At 64.3% G+C, this 17,366-nt stretch carries 18 protein-coding genes and 1 pseudogene; 7 read left to right on the plus strand and 12 right to left on the minus strand.

From position 1 onward, the window contains the following. Nucleotides 1–49: 49 nt before the first annotated feature. Nucleotides 50–550 (plus strand): Ros/MucR family transcriptional regulator, encoded by a 501-nt coding sequence (locus AC1D05_RS21245; RefSeq protein WP_477443687.1) that lies wholly within the window; start codon nt 50–52, stop codon nt 548–550. 25 nt (nt 551–575) lie between these two features. On the opposite strand, the gene AC1D05_RS21250 is transcribed toward AC1D05_RS21245, so the two are convergent. The 3 genes from AC1D05_RS21250 to AC1D05_RS21260 form a co-directional block, all read right to left on the minus strand. Continuing rightward, on the minus strand, nt 576–1,391 hold the full coding sequence (locus tag AC1D05_RS21250) for a sulfotransferase family protein (protein WP_477443689.1): 816 nt from the start codon (nt 1,389–1,391) through the stop codon (nt 576–578). Between the two features lie 7 nt (nt 1,392–1,398). After that, nucleotides 1,399–2,904 (minus strand): helicase HerA domain-containing protein, encoded by a 1,506-nt coding sequence (locus AC1D05_RS21255; protein ID WP_477443691.1) that lies wholly within the window; start codon nt 2,902–2,904, stop codon nt 1,399–1,401. 325 nt (nt 2,905–3,229) lie between these two features. After that, a complete protein-coding gene (locus AC1D05_RS21260) occupies nt 3,230–3,886 on the minus strand; it encodes a glutathione S-transferase family protein (protein WP_477443797.1) in 657 nt (218 codons plus the stop codon). A 252-nt stretch (nt 3,887–4,138) separates the two neighbouring features. On the opposite strand from AC1D05_RS21260, the gene AC1D05_RS21265 reads away from it, so the two are divergent. Both AC1D05_RS21265 and AC1D05_RS21270 read left to right on the plus strand, forming a co-directional pair. Beyond that, nucleotides 4,139–4,447 carry a hypothetical protein gene (locus AC1D05_RS21265; protein ID WP_027046206.1) on the plus strand — a complete coding sequence of 103 codons (309 nt, stop codon included), beginning with the start codon at nt 4,139–4,141 and terminating at the stop codon, nt 4,445–4,447. Nucleotides 4,448–4,578: 131 nt separating this feature from the next. Beyond that, nucleotides 4,579–4,713, plus strand: a pseudogene (locus AC1D05_RS21270) (DUF559 domain-containing protein); the annotation flags it as partial. Nucleotides 4,714–4,811: 98 nt separating this feature from the next. Here AC1D05_RS21270 and AC1D05_RS21275 read toward each other — a convergent pair. The 3 genes from AC1D05_RS21275 to AC1D05_RS21285 all read right to left on the minus strand — a co-directional run bounded on the left by AC1D05_RS21275 (nt 4,812) and on the right by AC1D05_RS21285 (nt 7,648). Then, entirely contained in the window at nt 4,812–5,642 is an 831-nt protein-coding gene (locus tag AC1D05_RS21275; protein ID WP_477443693.1) for an aldo/keto reductase, read from the minus strand. Nucleotides 5,643–5,761: 119 nt separating this feature from the next. Beyond that, the gene (locus tag AC1D05_RS21280; protein WP_477443695.1) at nt 5,762–6,394 is read right to left on the minus strand and encodes a Vgb family protein; all 633 of its coding nucleotides are present in this window, start codon (nt 6,392–6,394) and stop codon (nt 5,762–5,764) included. A gap of 33 nt (nt 6,395–6,427) precedes the next feature. Continuing rightward, nucleotides 6,428–7,648, minus strand: a complete 1,221-nt coding sequence (locus AC1D05_RS21285) for a helix-turn-helix domain-containing protein (RefSeq protein WP_477443697.1) — start codon at nt 7,646–7,648, stop codon at nt 6,428–6,430. Nucleotides 7,649–7,965: 317 nt separating this feature from the next. On the opposite strand from AC1D05_RS21285, the gene AC1D05_RS21290 reads away from it, so the two are divergent. From AC1D05_RS21290 to AC1D05_RS21305, 4 genes are all read left to right on the plus strand, one after another. Continuing rightward, nucleotides 7,966–8,718 carry a DUF899 domain-containing protein gene (locus AC1D05_RS21290; protein ID WP_477443699.1) on the plus strand — a complete coding sequence of 251 codons (753 nt, stop codon included), beginning with the start codon at nt 7,966–7,968 and terminating at the stop codon, nt 8,716–8,718. A gap of 93 nt (nt 8,719–8,811) precedes the next feature. After that, a complete protein-coding gene (locus tag AC1D05_RS21295) occupies nt 8,812–9,069 on the plus strand; it encodes a hypothetical protein (RefSeq protein WP_477443701.1) in 258 nt (85 codons plus the stop codon). Between the two features lie 44 nt (nt 9,070–9,113). Further along, on the plus strand, nt 9,114–10,118 hold the full coding sequence (locus AC1D05_RS21300; protein ID WP_477443703.1) for a zinc-dependent alcohol dehydrogenase family protein: 1,005 nt from the start codon (nt 9,114–9,116) through the stop codon (nt 10,116–10,118). A gap of 173 nt (nt 10,119–10,291) precedes the next feature. Then, a complete protein-coding gene (locus tag AC1D05_RS21305; RefSeq protein ID WP_477443705.1) occupies nt 10,292–10,564 on the plus strand; it encodes a hypothetical protein in 273 nt (90 codons plus the stop codon). 19 nt (nt 10,565–10,583) lie between these two features. On the opposite strand, the gene AC1D05_RS21310 is transcribed toward AC1D05_RS21305, so the two are convergent. The 6 genes from AC1D05_RS21310 to AC1D05_RS21335 all read right to left on the minus strand — a co-directional run bounded on the left by AC1D05_RS21310 (nt 10,584) and on the right by AC1D05_RS21335 (nt 17,152). After that, nucleotides 10,584–11,582 (minus strand): bestrophin family protein, encoded by a 999-nt coding sequence (locus AC1D05_RS21310; RefSeq protein WP_477443707.1) that lies wholly within the window; start codon nt 11,580–11,582, stop codon nt 10,584–10,586. Between the two features lie 134 nt (nt 11,583–11,716). After that, entirely contained in the window at nt 11,717–12,868 is a 1,152-nt protein-coding gene (locus tag AC1D05_RS21315; protein WP_477443709.1) for a substrate-binding domain-containing protein, read from the minus strand. 89 nt (nt 12,869–12,957) lie between these two features. Then, nucleotides 12,958–13,944 carry an ABC transporter permease gene (locus tag AC1D05_RS21320; RefSeq protein WP_477443711.1) on the minus strand — a complete coding sequence of 329 codons (987 nt, stop codon included), beginning with the start codon at nt 13,942–13,944 and terminating at the stop codon, nt 12,958–12,960. Continuing rightward, complete coding sequence (locus AC1D05_RS21325; protein WP_477443713.1) at nt 13,941–15,518, minus strand: sugar ABC transporter ATP-binding protein; 1,578 nt, start codon at nt 15,516–15,518, stop codon at nt 13,941–13,943. The genes AC1D05_RS21320 and AC1D05_RS21325 overlap by 4 nt, the downstream gene beginning before the upstream one ends. Before the next feature lie 119 nt (nt 15,519–15,637). Further along, nucleotides 15,638–16,381, minus strand: a complete 744-nt coding sequence (locus tag AC1D05_RS21330) for a DeoR family transcriptional regulator (protein ID WP_477443715.1) — start codon at nt 16,379–16,381, stop codon at nt 15,638–15,640. A 150-nt stretch (nt 16,382–16,531) separates the two neighbouring features. After that, entirely contained in the window at nt 16,532–17,152 is a 621-nt protein-coding gene (locus tag AC1D05_RS21335) for a TetR/AcrR family transcriptional regulator (protein ID WP_477443717.1), read from the minus strand. Nucleotides 17,153–17,366 lie beyond the last annotated feature (214 nt).

The raw sequence follows: 17,366 nt of genomic DNA on the forward strand, positions 1-17,366 counted from the left end.
ATGATCCGACAGATGTAACCACAGACCATGCTCGTCAAGGAGAAGCCTTTTGAAGAAGCCTTATGTCAGACCAACCATGGTTCGGGCCGGGGGGATTTTCGAAGAAACGCCTGATGAAGTCACCGACGGCGCCAGGACATATTCCGGAAACGGAAAGCATATCGATCCGGTCATTTCGATAACCGCCGATATTGTCTCGTCCTATGTCTCGAACAACCCCATTCCCGCCGCCGAGCTTCCCGACTTCATCGGAAAGATACACGCGTCGATCCGGAATATTTCGGATGGCGTTGCCGATGGCGGACCCGACGAGATCAGATATGCCGTCCCCGTGAAAAAATCCGTCACGCCGGATTTCATCATCTGCCTGGAGGACGGCAAGCGTTTCAAATCGCTGAAGCGGCATATCGAGACCAACTATGGCCTGACGCCGGACCAGTATCGAAAGAAGTGGAACCTGCCCTCCAGCTACCCGATGGTGGCGCCAAACTATTCCGCGACCCGCTCGAAGCTCGCCAAATCCATGGGGCTGGGCCGCAAACAGAAATAGGCGGCGGGACGCGCCCGCGCCAACCTCACCAGAAGCCGATGAACGACCTCGCTATCGCCGCGGGACCGATCGCTTTCCGGCAGGTTTCGTGAAATCCGGTCCGGCCCGTCGCATCGAGCACGTCATCGTCGATGTCGCGCAGGATGCGGCGCGCATTGCGCCATCCGATCCTGGCGAGCGCGGATGCCAGGTCCGCGCGCGCGGGATCGAACGGACCCAGCTTGGCCGCCGGGTCGGCGAGCCGGTCGATGTCATTGCTCGCACTGAGTGCGTGCCGTGGGATGGTCACGGTGATGCCTGCGTCGAAAGGCGGGGACAGGTCGAGAAACCGCGAAATCGAAGCGAGGCAAAGGGCCGGCGTTGAGACGAGCTGCTCATAGCTGACGAAATGCACCGGCGCGCCGGTGAGGCGCAGGGATTCCAGGGCAAAGTAGAACTGGTTCCAGTAATCGGCAGGCGTGCGGAACCTGTACGCCATCTTGGGCCGGGTGAAATCCTGCCTGATTTCGAAAGGCCCGTTCAGGAACGGTCCGAGATGTCTGGCCGGCCTGAAAAGGCTGTCATTTCTGCTATAACGGAACCATGACAGAAGCTGGGTGATGGGATCCTTGCTCATGACGATGATGGGCAAATCGCCATATCCAAGGTCGCGCCCGCTCATCAGGGCCGGAAAGATCCCATGCTTCCAAAAGCCCTGGTCAAAGACGACCGGCACGCCAAGGTGGGTTTCGACCAGGTGCTTGGCGAGATTCGTACCGGACCTCGGCGTCCCCATGATGCGCACCCGGGCGGCATTGCCGCCAGGCTGCCCCTGCGATCCGACGGGAGTTGAACGCGTCATAGCCCCCTCACAGTGCCAGGCTCCCCTGCTCCACCTCTTCGGCGTTGGGGTCGCCGGGTGCCGTGGCCCAGGCGAGTTCGACCAGCGTCACGGTGCGCTTTCCCGTGCCGTCGAGCTGGCAGACGATCAGGCCTTGCTCCTCGATATAGGTCAAGAGGCGGCGGGCGCGGCGCAGCGAGTGCGAACCGTAGGCGCGCGCGATCGCGGCGTCGCTCGGGCACGGCCAGCCTTCCTTGGCCGCACGCGCGATCATCATGAACACACCCTGCATGTCGTCGGGCAGCAGCGAGGCGCGGACGGAAACGTCCCGCCATGCGTCGTCGCCTGCCGCAATGTCTGAGCCGAGGCCGGCGCGGGCACGCGTCAGCATGCGGCGGAACTCGGCGAGGTCCGGTACCACCGAGGCGAGACCCTCGATGCGGCAGCGCACCACGAATTCCTGGTAGAGCACGCCGATGACGCGAAAACCCGCATCGGGCTGTGCAAGAATGGCGCGCAGCACGCGGTCCACCCGCTCGCGCCGCTCCGCCAGGTCCTCGGCGCTGATTTGCGGCTCCGCCGGTTCGGGGCGGATTTCCAGCGCCGCCGACTTCGCCGCCATCAGCTGGTCGAGCAGATCCGGTGACGCCACCCGGCGCGGCGTGCGCGCCGTCTCGGGCGGCGGCGCCGCCAGGATGATCGCGCGGGCGTCCTCGAGGGCTGCTTCCGGCATCGCCATCAGCCGCGGCGTGCCGTTGCGCGGGCTGGTGTCGGTCGGGCCGATGCGCAGGCCGAGCGGCCGGCGCGACAGCGCCGGTCCCAGCGCCATGAACTGGCCTCGCTCCAGGTCGCGAAACGCTTCCGCCTGGCGCCGCTCCATGCCGAGCAGATCGGCGGCGCGCGCCATATCGATGTCGAGGAAGGTGCGGCCCATGAGGAAATTGGAGGCTTCCGCCGCGACATTCTTGGCAAGCTTGGCCAGCCGCTGCGTGGCGATGATGCCGGCCAGCCCCCGCTTGCGGCCACGGCACATCAGATTGGTCATGGCACCGAGCGAGAGCTTGCGTGCTTCGTCCGACACCTCGCCGGCCACCGCCGGTGCGAACAGCTGCGCCTCGTCCACCACCACCAGCATCGGGTACCAGTGGTCGCGGGCGACCTCGAACAGCCCACCGAGGAAGGCGGCAGCGCGACGCATCTGGTTTTCGGCGTCGAGCCCTTCGAGGTTGAGCACGGTGGAGACGCGGTGGATGCGTGCCCGCTCGCCGGCCGCCTGCAGGCCGCGCTCGGTGTGCTCCTCGGCATCGATCACCAGATGGCCGTAGCGCTCGCCCAGCGAGACGAAGTCGCCTTCGGGATCGATGATGGTCTGCTGCACCCAGGGCGCGCTCTGTTCCAAGAGCCGGCGCAACAGATGCGACTTGCCGGAGCCCGAATTGCCCTGCACCAGAAGGCGGGTCGCCAGCAGCTCCTCGAGATCGAGGTTGGCTGGGGCGCCCGCCATGGTGTGTCCCATCTCGATCGCAACCGTCATGTCTCGACTCAAAAAGGTCTCCTGCGCGGCATGGGGCTTAGCAACCCAGGTGCTGCCCGTCGAGCACCGATGGCCGGCCGCGGGGTGTTGCACACAGGTGAGAGCAAGGGTGAAGGGCCTGCAGGAGCGCCCGTCACCAGCCGGTGCCTGTGGATAGTAATCCTTCATTCACCATGGGTCGGCGTTCCGATTGCAGATGCCGGCCATCCGCTTAGCCTGACCTTGCACCGCGCCCCAAACGTGATGCACCCCAACGCCCCAAACGGCGGCCGGCGTTTTCAAGTTGCCTTTGTGTATACGCCGGTCGTTGGTTTGGCCCTTCACATCACCGAGCTTCCGCAGCTTGCCCCGGCACCGGTGGCAAGTGCGGCGCATCCAGCCCCGCAAAGGGGTCGCGCCAGGCGTCGATGGCTTCGAGCCGGCGATACCAGCGGGTGAGCGCGGGATAGTCGCCGAGCGGCAGGCCGGCGACTTCGTTGAAGGGCAGGAATGTCGCCATGCGGAAATCGGCATAGGAGAGCCGATCTCCGACCAGCCATTGCCGGTTGCCAAGCACTGCCTCCAGGATTGCCGCCGTTGTATCGAAGAGCCTCAGCCCCTCCTCGACCAGCGGATGATCGATTGGACCCAGATGATAGCGCTGCTTGGTACCACGCTCGAAATGCACCATGTCGCAAGCCCGCGCAAAATTCTCCTTGCCCCAGCTTAGCCAGCGGATCATGTCGGGCTCGTCATCACCGGTGCGCCAGAAATCCGATCCGACGTCGCGCGACAGCCGGCAGGCTATGGCGTCCGCTTCCCAAAGACTGCCGCCCGGCCACGCCAATATGGGGAGGGACAGGTTGGGATTGAGCGGCCGGAATCGCTCCGCTTGCCCCGGCGCGAACGGTGACGCGAATTCGAATGTCACCTCGGCCTTGAGGTGACGCGCCACCGCGACCGCCAGGCGCGGATTGGGATTGCGGCTGAAGAACAGTTTCATGTCGCCCGCGGCCGGCATCGGCTGGATCTTGTCACTCATGAATGCCTCTCCTTGTCCTGGCCAACATCGCCAGACCTAGGACGGAGGTGGTCGATGCAATCCGACATTTCATCCATTCCCTGTGGACAGGGCCAGGGTGCATCAAGGCGTTTTGGCTGCCAATCGAAACAGGACGGATTGCGCAAAGTTTGGGTTGACCGCCCCTGATAGCGAGGCGACACTTCACCTCGGACCAAGGCAGGAGGAATTGCGATGGACGAGCCCGAACGGTGGCGCCACATGTCGACGGCGCCCAAGGACGGCAGCCGGATCCTGGTCACGGTCCGTCCCTCCGAACAGGGACCGGCGGAAGTCGACCTCGCCTACTGGGCGCGCGGCGACCAGTTCGCCGGCGAAGGCTGGCGTGCCTCGGATTCCTCGCCCGGCCGCGTCGTCGAATACGCCGACCCCGAACTGAAGTGCTGGATGCCCCTGCCCTCGGCCAACCTCAGCCGCGGCGGCTCGCTGCCGGCGCCCTGGGAAGGCGAAGATGCGCAGCAGCTGGATGGGTCCGGGATCTAAGGCGCAGACGATGAAGCTGCCGATCTCCCCCCCTCGTGGGGGAGATGTCCGGCAGGACAGAGGGGGGCGCCGTAGAGCGCAAGCCTAAATCACATCAAAACAGCGCCATGCCTCATACGCCATTGCCCCCCGACGCGTTGAGAACGAAGCGCGTGGAACAGGATGGCTGGGCTGTCTTGCGGTTCTGGAACGACGATGTGATTCGCGGCGTTGACAATGTCTGCCAACATATTGGCATCGCTGCTGGTTTGAACGACACAGGTTGATACGTCGGCGGGACAGCGCCCCCTCTGTCCTGCCGGACATCTCCCCCACTTGGGGGGAGATTGGCAGCTTCGTCGCCGGCTCCCCTCGGGTCTAACCTTTAAAACAAAAACGCCGCCGTCGCCGGGTTCGGGCCGCCCCGTCCATCAGCCGAATCCATGCCTCGGATCGTCTCCAGATCCTGTGCGTCCAGTTCGAAATCGAAGACATCGAAATTGGCGGCGATGCGGTCCTGGCGCACCGACTTCGGAATGACGATCAGCCCTTCCTGAAGATGCCAGCGGATCATCGTCTGCGCAGCGGATTTGCCGTGCTTTCGGGCAACGCCCGCGATCGTCGGGTCGCTCAACAGCCGGCCGCTGCCCAGCGGGCTCCAGCTTTCGGCGTGGATGCCGTAGCGGGCATGGAAATGCCTGAGGTCGCGCTGCTGGAAGCGCGGATGCAGCTCGATCTGGTTGACCACGGGGACTGCACCGGTCTCGCCGATGATGCGCTCCAAATGCTCCTGGTTGAAATTCGAGACACCGATCGACTTGATCCGCCCCGCCTGTTTCAGCTCGACAAGGGTGTTCCAGGCCTCGACATATTTGTCCTGGCTGGGCACCGGCCAGTGGATCAGGAACAGGTCGATCTGTTCGACGCCGAGCTTCTTCATCGTGTCGTCGAAGGCGCGCAGCGCCGCATCGCGCTGGTGCGCGCCGTTGCGCAGCTTCGAGGTGATGAACAGCTCTTTCCTCGGCACATCGGCGGCACGGATCGCCTCGCCGACGCCCTCCTCGTTCTGGTAGCCCTCGGCGGTGTCGATCAGCCGGTAGCCGGCCTTGATCGCCCAGCCAACCACATCAGCCGTGATGCCGTGATCGACCTGCCACACGCCAAGGCCAAGCTGCGGGATGGTGGCGCCGTCGTTCAGCGTGATCTGTTCGGGCATGGTCGGGTCCTTTGCGAAGAAATGTCCGGGCGGTCGCCCATCGCAGCCTATCTAGGCACGACCGACAAATTCGCAAGGCTCGACTTCGCAACCCTGATGTCTTCGTCAGTGAACCCGGCTCATTTCGGCCGGCGCACCGCACGCACCACCGCGGTGGATGTGCTGCCGCAGTAAAGGCGGTCGGCGCCGTCGGATTCCAGCCCCGAAATGCCTATGCCGGCCGGCATGTCGAGCCGCTCCAGAAGCTTGCCGGTTTTCGGGTCGACGCGGCGCAGATCGCTCTCGTCGCCTTCCCAGGTGGCGTGCCACAGCTCGCCATCCACCCAGGTCACCCCGGTGACGAAGCGACTGGATTCGATGGTGCGCAGGATTTTTCCGGTCTCGGGATCGATCTGATGGATCTTGCGCTCCCGGTACTGCCCCACCCAGAGCGTGCCTTCGGCCCAGGTCAGCCCGGAGTCACGGCCGCCGCCCGGCGCCGGGATCGTGGACAGCACCGCGCCGGTATCGGGATCGATCTTCTGGATGCGATCATTGGCGAGCTGGAAGAAATGCCGGCCGTCAAAGGCGGTGCCGGCGTGTGCGGCGACATCGATCGACCGCAGCTTCTGCCCGCTTTGCGGATCGAAGGCGTTCAGCCTGTCGCCCGAAGCAAACCAGACGTTCTCGCCGTCAAAGCTCACCCCATGTATCCGCTCGACACCGGGAAAGGGTCCGTATTCACGCAGGATTTCGGCCGGTGAATGTTTCATGTCTTGATCCTCGATTGTGGTCATCCACCCTTCCTAACTGCTTGGCAGCGGTGCGGGGAGTAACAAGGTGGTCGTGAATCCGGCCACCGGCGGCGTCATCCAGCGGCGCGCCCTTCCATGGCCGAAAGACTGCACCTTGCCGGCCTCGGCAAGCGGCTCGAGCGCCCGCTGCACGCTGCGCTGGCCGGTTGCGAGCGCCAGCGCCAGGGCGGAACTCGACCAGGCTTCGCCATCGGCCAGCAAGGCCAGCAAGGCTGCGTGCCGCTCTTCGATCGGCCGCGCCAGCACCATCACCGCGCGCGCATGGTGCGGCGCCAGCGTGAAACCGCGCTTGGTGGCACTGATGTCAGCCAGCGCGCCAAGCTCGGCGCGCAGCCGGCCGATTTCGACGCGCAGCCGCGCGCGATGCGATTCATCGGCGTGCTTGCCGCCAAAGGCCCGCGCCACCAGCTCCTCGCGCGACACATCACCGGGCCACGCTTCGGCAAGCGCACGCGCCAACGCAAACAGCACCGGCCGGCTGGCCAGCGAGACCGTTTTGTCCCCGGCCCGCACCGTGTAGCGAAAGGCATCGACGACCAGCGCCGGCGATGCCTGCAGCGCCTCGACCTCTTCGAGCAGCAGCGGCCGCTCGGTGCCTTGCGTGATCAGCCGCGCCGCCGGCGTTTCTAGCGCCAGCGATGCGCTGTCGACCTCCGCCATGAGGCCGGGAATGCCGGCTTGGCGGGCGGCGTGGCGTGCCCACTCCAGCGCCGCGCGCGCCGGCCGGGTTCTGAGCCGCCGCATGGCGATACCGGCGACGGCAAGCTCATGCGCGGCCCGCGCGGCAGGCGGCAGCGGCGTCGGGTCCAGTCCGGCCAGCACATGTTCGGCCTCGTCGAGGCGGCCGATCAGCAGCAGGCGCCGCACCTTGAGATGGCCGGCATGCGCGGCGTTCAGCCGGTCGCCATGCTTTTCCAGCGTTATGCGCGCCGCGTCGAGCGCCTTGGCCGGCCAGCCCAGATCACGCGAGACCACCGCGATCTCGGCCTCGGCGACGACGCATCTGGCACGCGCGACAGCCTCTTTCGGGCTGAACGCGCGGGCCGCCCGCCGCAAGAGCAGCTTGGCGCGGTCGAAGTCGCCGAGTTGCGCCATGGCGATGCCGCGCAGCGCCAGCGCCGGCGCATCTTCGCGGAGCGCGACGCGGTCGAGCGCGCCGAGCGGATCGCCCGCCGCCAGCGCCAGCGCTGCCGCGGTGATCAGCGAGTCCATTCAAATCCCGTCACACTTGTAACTCCCACCCCCACCGCATGCCGCCCTAACTTAGATCAACACCGCCGGCCGGCAAGCCGCACGGTTGACGCCCAAACTAAGCATCTTAGTTATCTACATTAAGCATCTCACTAGAGGTAGTCGAAAATGCCTGCAACCGAAGATCTCGAACACACTGCACGGCCCCGCCACCCCTGCTGCGCCGGGCCGGAGGATTCAAATCCCGTCGCGGATGTAACTCACCCCACCCCGCTTCACCGCCCTAGCCTGGATGCCCAGGCAACAACAGACCGCACCACTGGCAAAGGAGAAGACCAATGACCAAGCACATGACGATGCAGACCCCGCCGATCGTTTCGCAGCAGGAATGGCAGGCCGCGCACGCGCAGCTTCTCGTCAAGGAGAAGGCGACGCTGCGCGCCAAGGACGCGCTCGCCGCAGAACGCCGGCGCATGCCGTGGGTGGAAGTGGACAAGGCCTATGTGTTCGAAGGCCCCAACGGCAAGGCAAGCCTGCTCGATTTGTTCGAGGGCCGCCGCCAGCTGATCGTCTACCGCGCCTTCTTCGAGCCGGGCGTCTATGGCTGGCCCGATCACGCCTGCCGCGGCTGCTCGCTCGGCGCCGACCAGGTTGGCCACCTCGCCCATCTCAACGCCCGCAACACCACGCTTGCCTACGCTTCGCGCGCGCCGCAGGCCGACATTGCGCGGCTGAAGACGCGGATGGGCTGGGACATACCCTGGTACACAATCACCGACAGTTTCGACAAGGATTTCGGCGTCGACGAATGGCATGGCCACAACGTCTTCATCCATGACGGCGACCGCGTCTTCCGCACCTACTTCATCAACAGCCGCGGCGACGAGGCGATGGGCACGGTCTGGAGCTATCTCGACGCCACCCCGCTCGGCCGCCAGGAGATCTGGGAGGACTCGCCCGAAGGCTATCCCCAGACCCCGCTCTACAGCTGGTGGAACTGGCACGACAATTACGAAGCCGGCGCCGACAAGAAATGGGCCGAGGTGTCGGCTGCAGGGGAAGCCGCGTTCAGGGACAAGGGCGAGCAGTAAGGGCCATCCAGCTTGGGTTCCTCTCCCTCACGGAGTGGGAGGAACCCAAGTCCTGGTCTCGGCGCCGCCAAGTCCCGTCAAAGGAAAAAGACCATGAGCGATATCCATTCAGGCACCGGCAGCGCGACCCCCGCAAACACCGCCCCCCTCGGCATCGCCGACTGGCTGTGCCTCGCCGCGGCACCGACCTTCGCCCTGATGGCCCTGCTGTCCTGCCTTCAAGGCAGTGACGCCACCATGCTGTGCATGGGCACCTCACCGCTCACCGGCATGGCAGCCATGTATCTCCTGATGAGCGCCTTCCACCTGACGCCCTGGCTGCGGGTGATCTCCGGCCGGCAGGTCCGATAGATCTACCCCCGCCACCGAAACATCCCACACGTCGGAGACAGACAATGAAGCTCGTCAGGCTGAGAGCGCCGGGTGGCTTGGACAGGCTCGACCTGGTCGAGGAAGACCCGCCCCAGCCGGGGCCGGGTGACGTGATGGTCAGGATCCGCGCCTGCTCGCTAAACATGCGCGACGATTTCGCAGTGCAGGGCAAGACACCCCTCGCCGATGGCCGCGTGCCGCTGTCCGACGGCGCGGGTGACGTGATCGCCGTCGGCAGCGATGTCGATGCGTTCAAGCCCGGCGACAGCGTCGTCAGCACCTTCTATCCCTGGTGGCTGGATGGCGACATGACGCCCGCCACTAGGCGCGATGTGCCGGGCGACAGTTTTGACGGCGTGGCCAGCGAATATGTCTGCATGCCCGCACATGCCTTCACCAAAGCTCCGGCGGGCTATACGCACGCGGAAGCCGCAACGCTGACCTGCACCGGCGTCACCGCATGGCGAGGCCTGGTCGTCTGCGGCAAGGTCAAGCCCGGCGACACGGTGCTGGTCCTCGGCACCGGCAGCGTGTCGCTGTTTGCGCTGCAATTCGCCAAGGCCGCCGGCGCCCGGGTCATCGCCACCTCATCCGACGAGGAAAAGCTGGAAAGGCTCAAAAGCCTCGGCGCCGACGACGTCATCAACTACAAGGCCGTGCCGGAGTGGGGCCGCAAGGCCAGGGAGTTGACGGACGGACGCGGCGTCGATCACGTGATCGAGGTCGGCGGCCCCGCCACACTGGCGCAATCGATAACCGCTTGCCGGACCGGCGGCCACATCGCCTTGATCGGTGTGCTGACCGGCTTTGCGGCTGAAGTGTCGATCCCGGCGGTGTTCTCGAACCAGATCCGCATCAGCGGCATTTCCATCGGCAGCCGGGCCGACCAGGAAGACATGATCCGCGCCATCGAGGTCAACGATCTGAAGCCGGTCATCGACCGTCGTTTCCCGCTGCGCGACATCGCCGCCGCCTTCACGCATTACGGAGCCCAGAAGCATTTCGGCAAGGTTTGCCTGGAGGTTTAGGCGCTCCCGCGGACGCGGCGACACTGATGACCGGGCACCTTCCGATACGACGACGATCCATCAGCAACAGCTAATTGACAGCCCATGGGAAACGGCGCTCACTGGCCTGTACAGGTGGATCGCAGCATCAGGCGGGCGATATCGGCCGCCGGCGTCACCCTGGGGAGGATGCCATGCCAACCGTAATCGGCCATCACGACATTTCGAAAGACACCAAGCACTGGTTGAGTTCACCCAAGCGCAAGGAGCTTTTCGGCTCGCTGGGGATCACCAACATCCGCACCTTCGTCGATCCGCAGAACCCGAAACGGGTGGCCGTGATGATGGACGTGCCGGACATGGATAAGATGGCGGCGCTGATGCAGAGCAAGGCGGCAGCCGATGCCATGACGCACGATGGCGTGGTGCCGGAGTCGCTGGTGATCCTGGTCGAAACGAAGGCTTAGTCGCTCCAGGTTCAGCACTTCAGGTCGCGATATCGTTCACCGGCAGCAATCGCTTGGGAAGGTCAGCCTCGCCAAGTCCCGCGCGCAGTTCGATCTCGATATCACGGCAGATCTGCGAGATCGGAACATCGTTGGCGTTGCCCTCGAACGGGTTGGCGCTGCTTTCGCCGACCTGGTCGAGAGACATGTAGGCCCAGCCCAGCAGCGTGCTGAACGGGATCGTCAGCCAGATGCCGATCGCACCCAGCACGCCGCCCAGTTTGCCCATTTCCGCGAAGACCGGGACGACGCCGAACGGCAGCAGCGTGCAGAAGATCATGACGAACATGGAACTGACGATGGCGTATTGCCGGGGATAGGGATTGTTCTTGATGCGGTCGCAGCGCGCCTGCTGATCGTGGAAGTCGCGGATCAGCTTCGTCAGTTCGACATAGATCTGAGGGGGAATCTTGGCGTCCTTGAACAGCGCGTTGACCTGGACCGATTGCATTTCGAGCAAGGCTATCGCCGGCTGCGGCGATTTCAGCACGCCCTCTGCCTGCTCCGCCAGCAGCGGCCGTAATTCGTCGGCGAGCGAGCCGGTATCCTCCTGGATGTGGTAGCGCCGCCGATACTCGATATTGGCGGCCTTCCCCATGGATTCCCAGGGCATCGGCCGCCGCAGGGCAAAGCGCAGTGCCGTCATCCAGGCGATATGGCGGTAGATGAGTTGCCTGGCTGTCGGCGCGTCGAGAAAATCCCTGCAGAAATTGGACCACACCCGGCTGCTGGCGGTGATTTGCGTGAACGCCTGCAGTGCCTCACCGCTGCGGGTGAACACCTGCGAATTCTTGAAGCCGGCAACGAGCGACACGGTGGTGCCGAGCACGAGCACGACCGACCATGGCACCGAGAAGCCGGCGATACCGGGAAGACGGTAGGCCGCGACGGCCAGCCCGCTCACCACCACCATGTAGATGACGCTGCGCCGCGACCACAGCGCAAAATCAGTCACCTTGTAGGAACGGCCCACATACATCGCATCCCCTCGAAACCGTGGATAACAGGCAAATCAAGCTCTTCTGCTGTGACGCCTAGCATACCGCGTGCTCACGATGAATGGCCGTTCTTGGTCTCATGGGCGCGGGGTTTCCCCGCGCCCATGCTGCTACCTCAATTGCACTTCGGCTTGGCGCTGTTGCAGGCGTCGACGAGTTCGGCCGGCGGATCCTTGTGGAAGACGGTCTTGTAGGATTCCAGCACGTTGGATTGCACCACCGGCAGCGACTGCACGCCGACCCAGGCGGGCGTGGGCTGCCCGATCAACGCCTTCATCATGGCCAGCGCCTCGGCGACGCCCTGGTCATAGGGACGCTGCGAACCGGTTGCCTTGAGCGGCCCGCCCTTGGCGATCTCGATCGCCGACTGCAGGCCGAGATCGACCGTGGTGATCGGAATGTCGATGCCTTGCGCGCGCATCGAGGACAGCGTGTCGAGCGCCGGCTGGTCCCACACCGCGTACAAGCCCTTCACATCGGGATTGCCGGTTAGGAAGTCGCCGGCAATCTGCGACACTTTCGAGGGATCGGTGAAGTCGACCTGCTTCATGACGATGTCCGGCCGGTTCTTCTTCATCCACTCGCTGACGCCCTTGGTGCGCTCATTGGTGCTGAAGTAGTCGACGCCGAAATTCACCAGGCCGATCGTGCCGCCCTTGGGCATACAGGACGCCAGGATCGTCGCCGCGATCTGGCCATTGCCCTGGCTGTCAGCCGAGATCATCGAGGCAAAATCCTTTGGCGATGAGAGGCCGACCGGAATGCTGTCCATGAACACCAGCTTGATGCCGGCCTCGCCCACCTTCTTGTAGGTCGGCGCCGTCGCGGTGAAATCGACGGGGATGGAAATGATGCCGTCGGGATGCTGCTGGATGGTGTTCTCGATATCGGCGATCTGCTTGTCGACCTGATATTCGGCCGAGGCCACGCCGGTGACGGTGACACCATATTTGGCCAGCGTTTCACTGATGCCCGCCACTTGCAGCTGCGACCAGTCGAGGTTCACCGTCTGCATGGAAATGCCGACCTTGAACTTGCCGGCCTTGACCTTGGCGGCTTCGTCGTCGGTCAGTTTCAGCTCGTCGGGCGAGGCCGCTTTTTCGCCATGCGGGCCCTGCCCGACAATGCCCTTGGGGCCGAGCGTCACCAGGTCGACACCGGTAACGCACGTGTCCGGCGTCTGCGCAAAACCTGGGGATGTCGACAGCGCGAAGGCACTGGCGGCGAGGCTCAATGTTCCGAACAGGATTCGTGCCGAATGTTTCATGACTTTCCTCCGTTGATTTCTAGTGTTCGTATGCCGTTTGGAGCCGGCGGTTTTCTGCTGGTATTCGGTGATATCCGGGGATGCGCGCCTTACCTCCTCGTGAACGCGACCGCGGCGACGATGATTGCTCCCTTGATGACGAGTTGCAGCGACGAGCTGACGCCGAGCAGCACCAGCCCGTTGTTGAGCGTGCCGATGATCAGGCTGCCGAGCAGCGTGCCGAGCACGAAGCCGCGGCCGCCGAACAGGCTGCAGCCGCCGAGAATGACCGAGGCGATGACGTCGAGCTCCATGCCTTGCACCACGTCGGGCCGCGCCGCGTGCGAGCGCGCCGACAGGATCAGCGACGCCAGCCCCGCGAGCGTCCCGGTCAGCACGAAGGCCAGCGTCGTGACCTGCTTGATGTGGACGCCGGAATAGAGTGCCGCCGTCGGATTGCCGCCCGCCGCGTAAACCCGCCGCCCGTAGACGCTGTAGTGCAGCAGCAAGATGCCGGCGATGGTGACGCCGAGCGTCCACAGGATCGGCGCCGGGATGCCAAGCACCGATCCCTCACCGAAGATCGCGAAATAATATTCGTTGGTGATGATCACCGGCTTGGTGTTGGTGACCATCAGCGCCAGGCCGCGCGCGCCGCTCAACGTGCCCAGCGTCACCAGGAAGGACGGGATTTCGAGGCGGGTGGTCAAGACGCCGTTGAGCAGTCCGATCAGCGCTCCGGTGCCCAGCCCCGCCACCGCGCCGACGACCCAGTTGTTGGCGACGAACGCCATGGCCAGCGACGCACTCATGCCCGACAGCGCCAGCGTCGAGGCAACGGACAGGTCGATCTGCCGCGAGATGATGACGAATGTCATGCCCACCGCGATGATCGACACCAGCGTCGTCTGCCGGCCGATGTTGAGAAAATTGTCGATCGACAGGAACCAGGGCGACGCCAGGCTGAAGACGATCAGCATGATGGCGAAGGCGACGTAGAGCATGTAGGGACGCTCGCCTTGCAGCAGATGCCGCAGCGCCGAGCGACCTCCCGGCGGATTGACGACAGCTTTTGCCGGGCTTTGGGTTTCGGTCATGCCGCGTGCTCTTCCGATGGCTGCGAAAGTTGAATGAGGTGATGAAGGTCCTCGGCGCTGCCGAATTCCGACCGCGCGATCGTCCTGGTGACGTGGCCATCGACGACGATCGAGATGCGGTCGCAGAGCTGCAGCAGCTCGGACAGATCCGAGGACACCAGCAGCACCCCGCTGCCGGCCGCCGCCGCCGCGGCACGAATGACGCCGTAAATCTCCTCGCGCGCGCCGACATCGACACCGACTGTCGGTTCGTCGAGCAGAAGCACGCGCGGCCGCGGCTCGTTCCATTTACCGAACACGACCTTTTGCTGGTTGCCGCCGGACAGGTTCTTCACAAGGGTCGACGCGCCTGGCGCCTTGACGGCCAGCCGGCGCATCGCCGCATTGGCATGGTCGCTCGCCGGACCGCGCTGCAGCCAGCCGAGCCGCGAGAAATACGGCAAGCGCGGCAAGGTCAGATTGCGCTCGATCGAATGTTCGAGAACCAGGCCTTGCAGGTGCCGGTCCTCCGGCACCAGGGCGATGCCCAGTCCTATTGCCGCCGCCGGATCGATGTCTTTCAACGAGACGCCGTCCAGCCTGGCCTCGCCCGACTGGATGGCCCGCAGGCCGAAGATGGTCTGCAGGATTTCGGTACGCCCGCTGCCGATCAGGCCGGCGAGACCATGGATCTCGCCGCTGCGCAATTCGAGGTTGACGCGATCGAGCCTGTCATTGCTGACATCAGTCAGTTCGAGCACAGGTTTTTGGGAGGAGCCAGCGGAAGCCGATGACGATACGCCCTGCGCGGTTTCCGCGCCCGTCTTCAGAACCGCGTGATCCGGCCCGACGATGGCACCGACCAATTGCCGCATATTGCTCTGCGCCGTGACGAATGTTCCGGCGTTCTGGCCGTCGCGGAACACGGTCACCCGGTTCGAAATCCGGAACACTTCGTTGAGACGATGCGTGACGTAGATCACCCCGACGCCGCGCGCCGCGACCGCCCGGATCGCCTCGAACAGGATCTTTTCTTCGTCGTCGGTCAGCGCCGAGGTCGGCTCGTCCAAAATAAGCAGGCGGACATCGCCCATCAGCGCCTTGGCGATCTCGGTCATCTGGCGATAGGCGAAGGGCAGTGACCCAACCATGGCGCGGGCATCGAGCGGAATGTTCTGCGATTTGAGGAAGGCTTCGGCCTGCGCCACCAGCTGGCGTTTTTTCAGGAAGCCGAGCCGCGTCTTCGGTTCTCGCCCCAAAAGCAGGTTGTCGGCAACCGAAAGCGACTCGACAAGGCTCAGATCCTGGTAGACGACCGCCACGCCGGCATCGCGCGACTGGGCGGGCGAAGAAAACGAGACCGGCTTGCCGTCGATTTCGATCGAGCCACCATCATGCACATGCACGCCGCTCAGGATCTTGATCAGCGTCGATTTGCCGGCGCCGTTTTCACCAAGCAGCGCGTGGACTTCACCGGATTGGATTTCAAGACTGACGCCGCGCAGCGCATTGACGCCGCCGAACCGCTTCCTGACGCCCTCGACGCGCAGCAAGGGGGCTTCGGAAATCAGCGCAATCGAACCCTGTTCGATCATGACGCCCGCACTTCCTCCCTTTGACGCGTCCCCTACCCCAGACTGTCGAGAGTCTCTTTTGAGACTTCTCTTACTTTTTTTGTGACTTTTCCATCAGCGGTGAGAAATGTCAAACGGAGTCAGGCCGGCGGACGGAATGAATCCGGCCCGACTTCGCCATGCTCGGTGACAATGGCGTCGAAGCCGTCCATGACCGAGAAAAACGCGCGCTTGAGCTTGCCGATCTTGCTGGAGTCGATGACCAGGTAATTTTCGCGCGCCAGGCTCATCACCTTCTGCTTCACCACCGCCTCGTGGAAATGCTCGCAGGTGGCGCCGCGCTTGGCATCGACGCCGGCGGCCGACAGGAAGGCCGCGTTGATGCCGACGCTGTTCAGGATCTCGAAATCATGCGTGCCCGAGAAAGACGCCGACGCCGGATGGTAGACGCCGCCCAGCATGATGATCGTCACATTGGCCTTGCGGCTCAGGCGCTCCGCGACATTCATGGCGTAACATATTGCCGTTATTCGATAATTGTCGGGAATGAGATCAACCAGATGGATCAGCGTCGTGCCGCAGTCGATGAAGATCGTCTCGTCGGGCCGTATCCTGCGCACCGCATGCGCACAGGCCTCGCGCTTCGCCGCCGCATGGCTGTCGGCCGCGGTCGCGAGTTCATAGGGAATATCGGCCTCGATCTCGGCCGCCGCCAATATGTGTCCGCCAAGATAGGCGATCTGCCCCTGGTTGGTGGCGATGTCGCGCCGCACCGTCATCTCTGAGACGCCAAGGAGCGTCGCCGCCTCGCTGAGATGGATGACCCGCCGCTGCGACAGCAGATCGATCAGCCGGGCCGTCCTTTGCGCTTTGCGAGCTGTCATGCGTTGGGCCTGTGCATCCCTTGAAATGTGAGGATTTTAACAACCGCTCGCATTCAGATGCAAGGCCGGTATGCGGGTTCGCCTTGCCATGGCTAACGAACGCGCCTGTTTACGAGGGCTTTGCTTGGCTGGGGCTGGTCGCGGAAACCGTCAGGCCTTGGCGCTTGCCCCGAACCGCAGCCCGTCCATCAACAGCTTGACCAGCCGCCGCGAGCGGTCGCGCCACTCCGGCGTGTCGGGCGCCGAATAGATGCCGGAGAGAGCGTGCAGCACGTCGGAGGCGTCGACATCACCGCGGATGGTGCCGTCGGCCACCGCTGCCTCGACCAGTTGCCGCAGGGCCTGCGAGACCCGGCCCGACGTGTCCGAAAACAGCGTCGAATTGGTGCTGAGCAGGATGCGCAGGCTGGTCGCCAGGCCGCGCTTGGTGGCGATGTAGTCGACAAAGCGCTGCATCCACTGCTCCAGCGCGACATCGGACGGATGTTTTGCCGCGAGATCACCGGCAGCCGCGCACAGCCCCTCCGCCTCGCGGCGGTAGACCACCTCGACAAGGTGCTCGCGCGTCGGGAAATGCCGGTAGAGCGTGCCGATGCCGACACCGGCGCGGCGCGCGATCTCCTCCAGCGAAGCGTCGATACCGCGCTCGGCAAACACCGCTGCCGCCACCTCGACCAGCCGGTCGCGGTTGCGCTGTGCATCCGCGCGCAGCGGTTTTTCCACTGCGGCCTTCTCTTCGGCGATGTCGGCTGCGGCCAATTTTTTCTCCACGGACGAAATATGGGGGCTTGAACCCGGCCGGGCCAACCCCCACGTAATAAACGGAGGCACCTCCGCTTTAGTGGAGTGCCTTTATCATATAAGAAGGGGAACGGGTATGTCACGTCTTTCGAACCTGCAAGCCGACATCTCCCCTGCCCGCCTGTCTCCCGGGAGATTCGCAGTCATCTCCACCTCTGCCCCGTCCTGACCATAAGGTTACCTT

Source organism: Mesorhizobium sp. P2_E9 (genome assembly GCF_056403815.1).

Coding starts and splice junctions, on each gene's coding strand:
- AC1D05_RS21250 (WP_477443689.1), bottom strand. CDS start 1,391: ATGACGCGTTCAACTCCCGTCGGATCGCAGGGGCAGCCTGGCGGCAAT.
- AC1D05_RS21255 (WP_477443691.1), bottom strand. CDS start 2,904: ATGACGGTTGCGATCGAGATGGGACACACCATGGCGGGCGCCCCAGCC.
- AC1D05_RS21260 (WP_477443797.1), bottom strand. CDS start 3,886: ATGAAACTGTTCTTCAGCCGCAATCCCAATCCGCGCCTGGCGGTCGCG.
- AC1D05_RS21265 (WP_027046206.1), top strand. CDS start 4,139: ATGGACGAGCCCGAACGGTGGCGCCACATGTCGACGGCGCCCAAGGAC.
- AC1D05_RS21275 (WP_477443693.1), bottom strand. CDS start 5,642: ATGCCCGAACAGATCACGCTGAACGACGGCGCCACCATCCCGCAGCTT.
- AC1D05_RS21280 (WP_477443695.1), bottom strand. CDS start 6,394: ATGAAACATTCACCGGCCGAAATCCTGCGTGAATACGGACCCTTTCCC.
- AC1D05_RS21285 (WP_477443697.1), bottom strand. CDS start 7,648: ATGGACTCGCTGATCACCGCGGCAGCGCTGGCGCTGGCGGCGGGCGAT.
- AC1D05_RS21290 (WP_477443699.1), top strand. CDS start 7,966: ATGACCAAGCACATGACGATGCAGACCCCGCCGATCGTTTCGCAGCAG.
- AC1D05_RS21295 (WP_477443701.1), top strand. CDS start 8,812: ATGAGCGATATCCATTCAGGCACCGGCAGCGCGACCCCCGCAAACACC.
- AC1D05_RS21300 (WP_477443703.1), top strand. CDS start 9,114: ATGAAGCTCGTCAGGCTGAGAGCGCCGGGTGGCTTGGACAGGCTCGAC.
- AC1D05_RS21305 (WP_477443705.1), top strand. CDS start 10,292: ATGCCAACCGTAATCGGCCATCACGACATTTCGAAAGACACCAAGCAC.
- AC1D05_RS21310 (WP_477443707.1), bottom strand. CDS start 11,582: ATGTATGTGGGCCGTTCCTACAAGGTGACTGATTTTGCGCTGTGGTCG.
- AC1D05_RS21315 (WP_477443709.1), bottom strand. CDS start 12,868: ATGAAACATTCGGCACGAATCCTGTTCGGAACATTGAGCCTCGCCGCC.
- AC1D05_RS21320 (WP_477443711.1), bottom strand. CDS start 13,944: ATGACCGAAACCCAAAGCCCGGCAAAAGCTGTCGTCAATCCGCCGGGA.
- AC1D05_RS21325 (WP_477443713.1), bottom strand. CDS start 15,518: ATGATCGAACAGGGTTCGATTGCGCTGATTTCCGAAGCCCCCTTGCTG.
- AC1D05_RS21330 (WP_477443715.1), bottom strand. CDS start 16,381: ATGACAGCTCGCAAAGCGCAAAGGACGGCCCGGCTGATCGATCTGCTG.